The sequence below is a fragment of the uncultured Nitrospira sp. genome (genome assembly GCA_902500695.1).
GTDB lineage: Bacteria > Nitrospirota > Nitrospiria > Nitrospirales > UBA8639 > Nitrospira_E.
On record CABVRQ010000019.1, the window covers coordinates 45,670 to 57,640 of the forward strand.

Below are 11,971 nucleotides of genomic sequence, written 5' to 3' on the forward strand. Positions count from 1 at the left end.
ACCTAAGCACTGGACTCCTCCCGTTCCGTTTGTCGTAAACGTCAAACGCCTTGTCTCTCCCCATCTTGTCGAGACTTTCCATCCATGCGAAAGTAGATTAATGACGCAATCAGGGTTAACCAACTCCCCTCTCACGTTTCGACTGAAGCTCGGCCTTGTGATCAATGGTATCATCATCCTCGCCGAATTCATCGGCGGGTATGTGATCAATAGCCTTGGATTAATGAGCGATGCCGGGCACAATTTGATTGATCAAGGCTCCCTCCTGTTAGCCTTGTATGCCCATATTCTGGCCACTCAACCGGCCACGGAACATCGAACGTTTGGCTACCACCGCGCCGGAACCATTGCGGCGTTTCTTAATAGCCTTCTGCTAATTTTCACAGGGGGGATTATCGGAGTTCTTGCCCTCGACCGGATGTTTTCCCCGGTTGACATCCCTGGATTTTGGGTAATGGTCATCGCCGGGATCAGCTTGATCGCCAATCTCGCCGTCGCCCTATTATTACGCCGGGGAGCCGAAAATGACCTGAATATTCGCGGCGCGTTTCTTCATATGGTGATGGATGCCTGGATGTCTCTTGGCGTCATCATCGCCGGGTTGGGAATCGCCCTGACCGGCCTCACCATTTTAGATCCCCTGATGAGTATTCTCATCGTCGTCATTATTGTGAAAGGAAGTTGGCCACTCTTTCGTGAATCACTGGACATTTTATTGGAATCGACTCCCCCTCACCTCAAAACTTCCGATATCGTGGCAACCATTGAAATCATTCCTGGTGTCAAAAAAGTTCATGATCTGCATATCTGGGCGGTTGAACCCCGCATTGTGATGTTGACGTGTCACGTATTGGTGGACACCGAGGCGGTTCAGGATAAGGATCAACTCCTCCAACCCATTCAATCAACACTCTCTTCGAAATTTGGCATTCATCACTTAACCGTTCAACTGGAAACCGAATGCCAGGAGCAAGGGGACCTGCATTGCAATCTCAGTTACCTGACGAACGGGTCAACTGCCACGGATCCCAGTCCTTCTCATCTGCACCACCATTAATCCGCTACAGGCTTTCTTTGAAATACACGCGTCTTGAGTAAAAATCCCATCCCTCCTCCCAAGAGCACACCCAGACCAACCCCGACCAACACGTCTGTGACATAATGGGCTCCTAGAAAAACCCGTGACAATCCGATCAGGCCAAGGAATGGCCACAATACCCACCCCAAAGAGGGATAAAGCATGACAAGAAAGCTGATAGCCGTACCTGAATTTAACGCGTGATTTGAGGGCATACTAAACGCCCCCCCGCATCCGACTAATTCATGAATGTGCTCGAGAACCTGACACGGCCGTGGACGGCCAATCAGTGTTTTCAGCTGGCCACCCAGAAAATCACTGAGACCGATAAGGATCGCTAAACTAGGAATAGCAAGCCTGGCCTCTCCCCATTTCATCCATCCCCAATACCCCATGAGCAGAATCCCAGGAATCAGGAGATTACTTTCTCGTGACACCTGAAGCATGAACCAATCCAATCCAGCAAACTGGCCTGCCCAACCATTAATAGAGGCAAACCATAATTCATCACTGTTCATCGTAGGCCTTTAACTATTCCGTCCTTATTCTCGTCGGACACAAGATTCTGCAAGAAATTGGACGGGTATGATAAGGTAGAGTTTCTAACGCGAAAGGATTTCTTCATGCTGATTGATACCCATGTTCATTTAGACGATCCCCGTTATGATCCAGATCGGGACGATATATTTCACCGTGCCCAGGAAGCAGGTGTTGAGAAGTTTGTCACGATTGGATGTGATCTTTCCACAAGTCATGCAGCCGTGCAATTAGCCACAATCCAACCTAATGTCTATGCCACGATCGGCGTGCATCCCCATGAAGTCAAACGCATCGAGCCCAACTGGTATGCGGAATTGACGAAACTGGCACACCAGCCCAAAGTGGTCGCCTTCGGAGAAATCGGCCTCGATTATCATTATGATCACTCTCCCCGAGAAACCCAACGTCAACGATTTCGTGAACAAATTGAGCTGGCGCAATCACTCACCCTTCCTCTGGTGATTCACACACGTGAGGCGCAGGAGGATACAATGGCCATCCTGCAAGAAGAACATGCTGAGAAGGTGGGCGGCGTCTTTCATTGTTTTTCGGAGGATCTGGCCTTTGCCAAACGGGCCTTGGACCTGGGATTTTATCTCTCATTTTCAGGAATCATCACCTTTCGGAATGCCTCTCAGTTACATGAAGTGATTCGCATGGTCCCCGATGACCGGTTGCTCATTGAAACCGATGCCCCCTATTTAACTCCCGTCCCGTTTCGAGGAAAACGTAACGAATCGGCCTTTGTCACCTATGTGGCGGAACAGATTGCGAAAATTAAATATGGGGACTCTGAAGGCGGATTAGCTCGTGTGGCCGAACTGACCACCAATAATGCCTGTCACCTTTTTAAAATTTCTTCATGATTCGATTGCGTTGACGTAACTTCTTGGGAAGTTTTCGGGGATTGCCCTTCTTCTCTTTTGATCGGACTACCCCCTCATCAACATCCTTTTGGGAAGGTCCCTCTTGAGATCGACTCACCCCTGACCCTTGAAGACCAGCAGAAGCCAGGCGTTTTACAAATTCTTGCGACCTGATCGAAAACGCCCCAAAAGCTTTTGCAACAGCGATCACTTCAAGATCCGATGAGACAACCGCGGCCCCTTTTCCATGGATCCGGATAAAATCTTGAATCACCCCATCTGCCTTTTCGCCCTGAGCCGTATAAATGACCGTCACACCCTCACGATGAATGACCTGCCGACTCATTCCCGATTGTTGCCAGGCATCAAAAACTAAGGTGATCAGATTGCGGAGTTTATGGCCATACAGGCCTACACGCACAATAAATTCTTCTCGGTGATGCTCCCCTTGTTCAACGACTCGATGCGGCGGGAGCCCCATGGCGCCCAATACATTATATCCATCGATGATCAAATGTTTTGGTGCCACTGTATTTCCTTCATGGTGCGATGCGTGATCCAGCCATAATGATTGAGTCTACCCGCAACAGGACCAGGTTCGAAAGCGCTTCTTCCCTTGACAAGAAGGCTTTCTTCTGCGAAAAAAGAGAGGAATGGTTTAATACCTATGCCTTCCACTCGAATGCTATCCCTTTATTCTTGCATTGGCATGTTGTTCCTGTCAGTGTTCCTTCCCCTGTCTGGGGAAGCGATAGAAACTCAACCTTTCTCCGGGACCGAAGCTGACCCACTGATTCATCTTATTGCACAAACACCATCGTCAGCCTCCATCCGCAATATTCGGGCTCATCGCCATAAACAGTATACCCGTGTTGTGTTAGATCTCACTCACCCCGTCCATCCAGCTCCTCAAGAGCATCAAACAGCCACAACTTTTCAATTGGAGCTTCCCAACACACAATTGGCCAAGTCTACCATCGCCAAATCAACGGCAGACTCATTTCCCTTACAATTGGACCTTTCCACAACTTCTTCTGGATCCATCCTTCTGTCCATACCCATTGACGGCTGGAAACACTATAAGTGGTATGTCCTCAACAATCCTGCTCGCGTCGTTCTTGATTTGTATCCCATAGCTGAGGCGGCAGTTGTCATGAAGGCGCCACCAAGCAGCCCACCAGCTTCTCCAATGGTTCCTCCACCAACTCCCCCACCGCCCATCATAAAAAAAGACCTGGTGATCGTGATTGATCCAGGACACGGAGGGAAAGACCCCGGGGCCTTGGGTCGCAAAGGCACAAGGGAAAAGGATGTTGTCTTACATATTGCGAATCATTTGCGAGACCTGCTCGCCAAGGAAGGATCCACGAAAGTCTTCATGACCCGAGAAACGGATGTCTTCGTCGAATTGGAAGACCGGGCCACATTCGCGAATACACACAAGGCGGATCTCTTTGTCTCGATCCACATTAACTCCCATCCTCAAGCTTCCGTGAAGGGGATGGAACTCTATCATTTTGGTGAAGCCAGTGACCCTCGAGCACTTGCCGTCGCCGCCCGGGAAAATGGCACACCTCTTGAAAAAAATGCGGCACCCTGGCAATTTATTCTTGCCGACAAACTTAACGACAAAAAAATTGACGATTCCCGCGAGTTAGCATGGACAACAAAAAGTTCTCTGGTGAAATTCTTGGATGCCTTTTATAAAATCAAAGATCATGGGATCAAAACAGCTCCATTTTTTGTGCTGCGAATGACCACCATGCCTGCTATATTGGCAGAGATTGCTTTTATCTCCAATCCTACGGAAGAAAAGCTCTTACAAAGCTCAACCTATCAAAAGCGAGTGGCCGAGGGAATATTTAACGGACTTCAATCCTATATTACCCCGTTACAAACCGCTTCCCGATAGCCGGGACAGTCTCGGGCTTCTTCCATTGGCTTCTCTGGTCTCCTGTTTTATCATGATTACCCCACTCATACCTTGGTAACGTAGGAGCCCGTTTTGCCGTCCTCCTCTCCCATACATCATGACCACAATTAAACTGACGATCGAATATGACGGCACGGCTTACGCGGGATGGCAACGTCAACCTAATCAGCCGACGATTCAGGCAGCCGTTGAAACCGCGCTCACACGCATCACACAACAACAGATTTCTATCATCGCTGCGGGACGAACCGATGCCGGCGTCCATGCCCGTGGTCAAGTCGCCAGCTTTCAATCTGACAAATCTATTCCTGTTGATAAATGGAGACTTGCCCTCAATAGCGCTCTCCCGCACGACATTTCTGTGGTGTCGAGTGAACAGGTTCCTGAATCATTTCATGCTCGGTATAGCGCAAAAGAAAAACTATATGAGTATCGAATCTCCAGACATCCTGCCCGTCCAGCCATTGATCGCAATCGAGTCTGGCACTTACCCTACGACCTGGATACCCAGGCCATTCGACACGCCATGTCTGGACTTATTGGCCGACAGGACTTCACCTCCTTCCAAGGCCCACGTGCGAGTACATCGGATCCCATGTGCGTCGTGTCCCAAGTTTCCCTCACTTCGGATCGTATGACCCTAACCATTCAGATTCAGGCCAATCGATTCCTGAAGCAAATGGTTCGGGCGATTATTGGCACACTGACCGAAGTCGGACGACACAAAAGATCACCGGACTCGATGGTAGACATCCTTCAGGCTAAGGACCGACGCGCTGCAGGAGAAACCGCCCCTCCCCAAGGTCTCTACCTCCTTCACGTCTTGTACTAACGGGAATGTTAAAATTGCCCACACCTGCGATCCTGCTAATTGGCCGTGCTTGCGCACTCCTCCCTACGCTCGGACGTCCAAGCATCTGCGGCCTTTCCTTCAAGAAGCCTCAGGACAAAGCTGGACGAGCCTTTTTGAATACCCATCATTTTCCTTTCGCCCCTTTCAATGCTGTGGCAAAAGGAAAATATTTCAAATGGTATTCTTGATATACTGAAAAGCAAGACTTGAAATTTTCAACTCACTGGATACCCTCCATGACCATTGACCTTGCTCCAGAATTCAACCATCCAACCTTCCGCTTGGCCGTGGCCCAATTCGATCAGGCTGCCCACCATATGAATCTGGACTCCGGTCTGCTTGAACGACTCAAAGCCCCTCAACGTTCTCTCTGCGTCAGTGTCCCTGTCCGAATGGATAACGGACAGGTTCAAGTCTTTCGTGGCTATCGAGTGCATCATGACGTAGCCCGCGGCCCCACCAAAGGCGGCATTCGTTATCATCCCGACGTCAGCCTTGGGGAAGTCGCGGCCTTGGCGATGTGGATGACCTGGAAAACGGCGTTGGCAGGGTTGCCATTCGGAGGAGCCAAAGGAGGAGTCGCAGTCAATCCTTCCATGCTTTCAACGGCTGAGTTGGAAGGTGTGACCCGCCGTTACATTGCAGAAATCTTTCCATTATTGGGCCCGGACAAAGATATCCCCGCTCCGGATATTGGAACCAATCCGCAAGTCATGGGGTGGGTCATGGATACCTACAGTCAGCATGTTGGGTTTACCGTCCGTGGAGTGGTTACCGGGAAACCCATTTCGATTGGAGGCACACTTGGAAGGGAAGAGGCGACGGGCCGGGGAGTGGTGGATGTCACGTTGGAAGTGCTACGTCATTTTGGTCTATCCACGTCAGACACGACTGCAGTCATTCAAGGGTTTGGGAATGTCGGATCCCATACAGCACGAATTCTTCATCAGGAAGGCGTAAAAATACTGGCGATCAGCGATCAGTTCGGCGGGCTGTATAACCAAAAAGGTCTGGATATCCCAGGTATTCTCTCTCACCTGGCCAATGATAAAACGGGGATTCCTTCTCTCACACAATTTGGTGAACAGATTGTTAACGAAGATTTACTCATGCTCCCTTGCCATGTGCTCATTCCGGCTGCAGTATCTGAACAAATCACGGTCAACAACGCCTCACGCCTTCAATGCCAGTACCTGATCGAGGCAGCCAACGGCCCAACAACTCTGGAGGCGGATGCCATTTTGAATGAACGAGGAATTTTTGTGGTTCCGGATATTCTCGCCAATTCCGGCGGAGTCATCGTCTCGTATTTTGAGTGGGTTCAGGACGCCCAACGTTTTTCCTGGCAGGAATCAGATATTCACAGACGACTCAGGAACATCATCACTGCGGCTTTTCACCGTATTCTCAACCATGCAAATGAGAAAAAACTCACAATGAGAACCGCCGCATTAATCGCAGGCATTCAGGAAGTCGCTCAAGCCCACCAATGTCGAGGATTGTACCCCTAAGCTCATACATTCTGAAACCTGGCGAGTAAAATCCTTAAGGGATTTCTCCGCCGTAGATCTTCATGACGGTTGAAAGAAATTCAAGAGCCTGTGGTCTCGGCCGTTGAAAAGAATTTCTCCCAATAATGGATCCAAACCCTCCACCATCCCGTATTCCTCTGGCTTCATCGAAAATTTTCTGATCTTCCCCTTTGGCTCCTCCCGAAAAGATGACAATGCGTCGTCCATGAAAGGTACTCTGCACAACATGACGGATACGTTCCGCTGGCGTGCTAATGGGAATTTTTTCGGCTTCATAGACTTTTTTAGCCGCCGCCTGCTCTATATGATTTGATGGCACCTTCACTTTGATGATGTGGGCCCCGAGTTGGGCGGCAATTTGTGCGGCATAGGCGACAACATCAATTCCCGTCTCTCCGTCTTTACTCAGTCCCGCACCTCGAGGATACGACCATACAACCACCGCCAATCCATGGGATTTGGCCTCTTGGGCAATTTCCCGCAAATGGTTATACATCTCCTGGCTATGGGCAGACCCTGGATAAATCGTATATCCCACCGCACAGCATCCTAACCGCAGGGCATCATGGACACTCCCGGTAATGGCGGAATTAGGATCTTTGCTATCAAACAGCGAATCATTATTGTTCAATTTCAGTATGAGGGGAATTTGACCGGCATATTCTGCCGCACCGGCCTCTAGAAATCCGAGAGGAGCCGCGTAAGCATTGCATCCGGCATCAATGCCAAGCTGGAAATGGTAGTGAGGATCATACCCTGCAGGATTGACGGCAAAACTTCTGGCTGGACCATGCTCAAAGCCTTGATCCACCGGCAAAATAACTAATCTCCCAGTCCCGGCCAACCGTCCCGTCATCAATAGACGGGCAATATTTGCAAGCACTCCTGGGACATTACCATCATAATTTCGTAATATTTCCTTGACTCGTGGCGTGATTACATTTGGTTCCTTCACAAAAATCCCTCCCTTTCGACATAGTACTTTCTCTTTGTTCAGACCGTCGCCTGTAGTGTAGAAGACCTCACGAACTAAGACAATAATGACTATTCATTCACATCCATTACGATCGCTTTTCAGATTGTTCCACCTGTTTTCTTAGAGCAATGAGTTCTTGTTCCATCGCATCAAACCGTTCAGCAATCGGATCTGAAATATTAGCATGATCCATGGTCGCTTCTGGCACCCGGTCTCCAATGGTTTTGATAATCCGGCCAGGTATTCCAATGACCGTTGAATTCGAAGGCACTGACCGAAGAACCACCGAGTTGGCTCCAATTTTAACAAAGTCCCCGATCGTAATATTCCCCAGCACTTTTGCTCCGGCTCCGACTACAACATGATTACCCAATGTCGGATGGCGTTTACCCCGTTCCTTGCCGGTTCCTCCGAGTGTTACACCTTGAAAGAGGGTGACGGAGTCACCAATGACCGCAGTCTCGCCGATCACCACCCCCATCCCATGGTCAATAAAAAATCCTCGTCCGATCTGAGCTCCTGGATGAATTTCTATACCGGTCACCCATCGAGCAAATTGCGAAATCAACCGCGGAACGATTGGTATGTTTTTCCCCCATAACCAGTGAGCCACCCGGTAGGCCAATAACGCATGGAAACCCGAGTAGGCCAGCAGTACCTCCCAACGACTGGTTGCCGCCGGATCGCGCTCAAACACGGCGTGAAGATCTTCAGTGATTCGTTTAACCAACCGCATTGGCCCACCATATGGATATACCCCAAAGAAGAGACGCTGGTATCATTTCATAACGGTGTGATACTTTCAATGAGACAAATTGCCATGGTCGCAATACCTTCTGCCCGCCCAATCATCCCAATTCCCTCTCCACTTTTAACCTTAACATTTACCTGGGAAGGAGAAACCTGCAGCACGCCTGCAAGGCTTTCTTGGATCGAGACCATATACGGGGCCAATTTCGGAGCCTGGGCCAGAATAACTGTATCCAGATTCACCAAGCAAAATCCTTTATCACCAAGGGTTTGAGCAACACTCCGTAGCATCACTAAACTCGAGAGATTTTTGTATTCCGGATTACTGCTTGGGTAGCGTGTTCCAAGATCTCCTTCTCCCATGGCTCCCAGAATGGCGTCGCAGACGGCATGGGTCAAGGCATCAGCATCGGAATGGCCATCCAACCCTTGTGAATGCGGGATGGCCACGCCACCCAGAATCAGTGGACGGCCTTCTCGCAGGGGATGAATATCATAACCTTGGCCAACTCTCATATTGAATTAGAAATTTGGAGAGAAAGATAACACCCCTGATTCATTCTCGCTAGAGATTTCACGCTCGGCTTCCCATCGTTTCCAAAATAGCTTCCCCAAGAACCAGATCATCGGGTCTGGTCACTTTTATATTAAAACAACTTCCTTCCACAACGGAAACGGGGTATCCCATCCGTTCGATGAGGGCAGCATCATCGGTGACATCCCATTGATGTATTTGCGCCTGTTTGTGTGCCTCTACGAGCCAGTCATACCGGAACACCTGGGGGGTTTGAATCTGCCAGAGTTCCTCCCTCTTCAACGTCTCTTGAATAATCCCAGAATGATTGACCCGCTTGACGGTATCATGGATCGGCATCGCCACGACCGCGGCCCCTCTTTGCCCGGCCCGGTCGATCACATTCCTAACAATGTGCTGGTCAATAAAGGGACGGACCCCATCATGAACCAGGACTCCTCCAGATTGGTCGGAAATGGCCTCAAGTCCATTCCTGACAGAATCCTGCCGCCGTGGTCCACCCGCCACCACTTGAGTGACTTTTTCCAACCCAAAGGGTTTCACTATTTCACGCCAGCAATAATCCAGATCCGACGCCGGAACGGAAAGAATAACTTCGCGGATACACTCAAGATGCTGAAAAACCTTTAGTGAATAGACAAGGAGAGGTATTCCTCCAAGAGAAAGGTATTGTTTGGGAGTATTTCCCCCCATGCGGATACCAAGACCCGCGGCGGGGATGACGGCCACAACAGAATTAAACACGCGAGAAGCTTAACTCCTCGTGTTCGGTTTCTTCTTTCAGACGGGTAAAGATCATTCGGCCAGCACTCGTTTGCAGAACACTTGTGACAATCACATCCGCATTTTTGCCGATCCATCGTTTGGCGTGGTCAACCACCACCATGGTGCCATCATCTAAATAGGCCACACCCTGCCCTGATTCTTTCCCTTCTTTCAAGACAAAGACTCGAATCGTTTCACCAGGGAGTACCACCGGTTTCAGCGCATTACATAGGTCATTAATATTGAGGACTCTAACGCCTTGAATCCCCGCTACCTTATTAAGATTGAAATCATTTGTGAGCACCTTTGCATCCATCTGTTTAGCCAGTTCAATGAGCTTCGTATCCACCTCTTTCACATGGGGAAAATCATCCTCTACCAATTCTACCTTGATATTGCTCACTTTTTGAAGGACATTCAAAATATCCAACCCTCGTCTCCCACGAGCCCGTTTTAATCCGTCAGAGGAATCGGAAATATGCTGTAACTCCTGAAGAATAAAATGAGGAACGACAAGGGTTCCCTCAATAAATCCCGTTTCGCACAAATCTGCAATCCGACCGTCAATGATGACGCTGGTATCAAGCAGCTTCTTGATACGTACTGCCTCCATATCACCTGTTGGCATGGCCGATGCGGCCCATCCTTCAGTGGCAAATCGGACTCCCATGATCAATCCCCAATAGGGGATTCCCAAAAAGAACACCAAGCTCGTCAGAATGTTAAAAACGGAATAAGGAGAGCGTGCGCCAAATCCCATCACAGACGCAATCAGTCCTGCCACGAGGAGACCAACAACTAATCCGCCCCCTCCACACAAGACAAACGGGAAAGGCACAGCCTTCAACCTCTGTTCTACAGCCAGAATTATTATACTGACCACGGCCCCGATTCCCGCACCCATGAGCAGTAAGGCTGTTTGCCCATCCGTTCCCCCCCATGCCAAGGCCATACCCAGGACCACCCCAATAACCAGAAATATCATTCGCAACACCATAAGAGATTCTCCTTCCCTAGATCGGTAACTCAGACCGCAGGAACGCTTCAGCTTTGGTCACATCATCCTGACTGCCAATATATAAGGGGACTCTCTGGTGAAGGGCTTTCGGGATAAGTTGATTGACAGGCTCGACACCCGTACTCCCCATACCACCGGCTTGTTCAACCAAAAATGATAAAGGTGCGGCTTCATACATAAGCCTCAATTTCCCATCTGGATTTTTCTGTTCTCCCGGGTACATATAGAGGCCACCCTTGCACAAAACACGATGCACATCAGCCACAAAACACCCGGAATAACGGCTGGTGTATGGTCTGCCTGCCTGGACATCGACTTCGTGAAGGTAGTGAAGAAATTGCTGAGTGCCGGTGGACCACTTTTGGTAATTGCCTTCATTCACACTATATATTTTCCCACGCTTGGGGATTTGGATATTCTTGGCTGAGAGAAAAAACTCACCTGCCTCCTGATCCAACGTAAATTGGTGCACCCCATGACCGCAGGTATAGACTAAAAGCACACACGATCCATATAAAATATAACCGGCCGCAACTTGATCGCTCCCTTTTTTTCGCAAGGCTTCTTCAGAAGTTGGAAACCCCTCAACGGAAAGTCGATGAATAGAAAAAATTGACCCTAAGGAAGCGTTAACATCAATGTTAGAGGAGCCATCCAAAGGATCCAAAAAGACCGCATACCGTCCTTGACCATCGGCTTCTTTGATGAGGTAGGGTTTTTCCATTTCCTCTGAAACCAGCGTGCTCACCAGTTCCATATGCTCAAACACATCCAGGAATATCTGATTGGCTCGTTCGTCCAATTTTTGGACCTCTTCGCCCTGCACATTAATTAACCCTGTAGAACCCAGGAATTGACTCAATCCGGCCTTTCTCAGATCCTGGGCAATCAGTTTCCCACCCAGGGCAATTTGCATGATGATGCGGGAAAATTCTCCGGAGGTTCCGGGAATAGGCGCTTGCTCACGAAAGGTATGTGTCGATAAGGAAAAACGCGGAGTCATCAGTCATGATCCATATGGAATTCTAGAGGATTTTCATTATATGCTTTTCCGCATAAAGGAGCAACGCACGTTCAACAGAAATATGGGTTCGATATTGAAAAAAATATTCCCAATGATGGACT

General features: G+C 49.2%; 13 protein-coding genes. 5 read left to right on the forward strand and 8 right to left on the reverse strand.

Annotated elements, in window-relative coordinates:
* Positions 1-100: 100 nt before the first annotated feature.
* Positions 101-1,057, forward strand: a complete 957-nt coding sequence (locus tag AAH187_RS07095; RefSeq protein WP_342347747.1) for a cation diffusion facilitator family transporter — start codon at positions 101-103, stop codon at positions 1,055-1,057.
* Here the strand turns inward: AAH187_RS07095 and AAH187_RS07100 are convergent.
* Positions 1,054-1,596 (reverse strand): phosphatase PAP2 family protein, encoded by a 543-nt coding sequence (locus tag AAH187_RS07100; RefSeq protein ID WP_342347748.1) that lies wholly within the window; start codon positions 1,594-1,596, stop codon positions 1,054-1,056. The genes AAH187_RS07095 and AAH187_RS07100 overlap by 4 nt on opposite strands.
* 105 nt (positions 1,597-1,701) lie before the next feature.
* On the opposite strand from AAH187_RS07100, the gene AAH187_RS07105 reads away from it, so the two are divergent.
* Positions 1,702-2,484: a TatD family hydrolase gene (locus tag AAH187_RS07105; RefSeq protein ID WP_342347749.1), complete on the forward strand. Its 783-nt coding sequence runs from the start codon at positions 1,702-1,704 to the stop codon at positions 2,482-2,484.
* Here the strand turns inward: AAH187_RS07105 and AAH187_RS07110 are convergent.
* Positions 2,468-3,013: an NYN domain-containing protein gene (locus AAH187_RS07110; RefSeq protein WP_342347750.1), complete on the reverse strand. Its 546-nt coding sequence runs from the start codon at positions 3,011-3,013 to the stop codon at positions 2,468-2,470. The two genes, AAH187_RS07105 and AAH187_RS07110, sit on opposite strands and share 17 nt — an antisense overlap.
* A 138-nt stretch (positions 3,014-3,151) precedes the next feature.
* On the opposite strand from AAH187_RS07110, the gene AAH187_RS07115 reads away from it, so the two are divergent.
* The 3 genes from AAH187_RS07115 to AAH187_RS07125 all read left to right on the forward strand — a co-directional run bounded on the left by AAH187_RS07115 (position 3,152) and on the right by AAH187_RS07125 (position 6,781).
* Entirely contained in the window at positions 3,152-4,396 is a 1,245-nt protein-coding gene (locus AAH187_RS07115) for an N-acetylmuramoyl-L-alanine amidase (RefSeq protein ID WP_342347751.1), read from the forward strand.
* Between the two features lie 118 nt (positions 4,397-4,514).
* Positions 4,515-5,249: a tRNA pseudouridine(38-40) synthase TruA gene (truA, locus tag AAH187_RS07120; protein WP_342347752.1), complete on the forward strand. Its 735-nt coding sequence runs from the start codon at positions 4,515-4,517 to the stop codon at positions 5,247-5,249.
* Positions 5,250-5,506: 257 nt separating this feature from the next.
* Positions 5,507-6,781, forward strand: coding sequence for a Glu/Leu/Phe/Val dehydrogenase (locus AAH187_RS07125; protein ID WP_342347753.1), 1,275 nt, complete (start codon positions 5,507-5,509; stop codon positions 6,779-6,781).
* Positions 6,782-6,815: 34 nt separating this feature from the next.
* Here the strand turns inward: AAH187_RS07125 and AAH187_RS07130 are convergent, their stop codons facing one another.
* From AAH187_RS07130 to fbp, 6 genes are all read right to left on the reverse strand, one after another.
* Entirely contained in the window at positions 6,816-7,757 is a 942-nt protein-coding gene (locus tag AAH187_RS07130; protein WP_342347754.1) for a class I fructose-bisphosphate aldolase, read from the reverse strand.
* Between the two features lie 106 nt (positions 7,758-7,863).
* Positions 7,864-8,508 (reverse strand): serine O-acetyltransferase, encoded by a 645-nt coding sequence (cysE, locus tag AAH187_RS07135; protein WP_342347759.1) that lies wholly within the window; start codon positions 8,506-8,508, stop codon positions 7,864-7,866.
* A 53-nt stretch (positions 8,509-8,561) separates the two neighbouring features.
* Positions 8,562-9,044 carry a 2-C-methyl-D-erythritol 2,4-cyclodiphosphate synthase gene (ispF, locus tag AAH187_RS07140; protein WP_342347755.1) on the reverse strand — a complete coding sequence of 161 codons (483 nt, stop codon included), beginning with the start codon at positions 9,042-9,044 and terminating at the stop codon, positions 8,562-8,564.
* Between the two features lie 58 nt (positions 9,045-9,102).
* Entirely contained in the window at positions 9,103-9,807 is a 705-nt protein-coding gene (gene ispD, locus AAH187_RS07145) for a 2-C-methyl-D-erythritol 4-phosphate cytidylyltransferase (RefSeq protein ID WP_342347756.1), read from the reverse strand.
* Positions 9,800-10,825, reverse strand: a complete 1,026-nt coding sequence (locus tag AAH187_RS07150) for a TRAM domain-containing protein (RefSeq protein WP_342347757.1) — start codon at positions 10,823-10,825, stop codon at positions 9,800-9,802. Before AAH187_RS07150 ends, ispD begins: the two co-directional genes overlap by 8 nt.
* Before the next feature lie 16 nt (positions 10,826-10,841).
* Positions 10,842-11,849 carry a class 1 fructose-bisphosphatase gene (gene fbp / locus AAH187_RS07155; protein WP_342347758.1) on the reverse strand — a complete coding sequence of 336 codons (1,008 nt, stop codon included), beginning with the start codon at positions 11,847-11,849 and terminating at the stop codon, positions 10,842-10,844.
* Positions 11,850-11,971 lie beyond the last annotated feature (122 nt).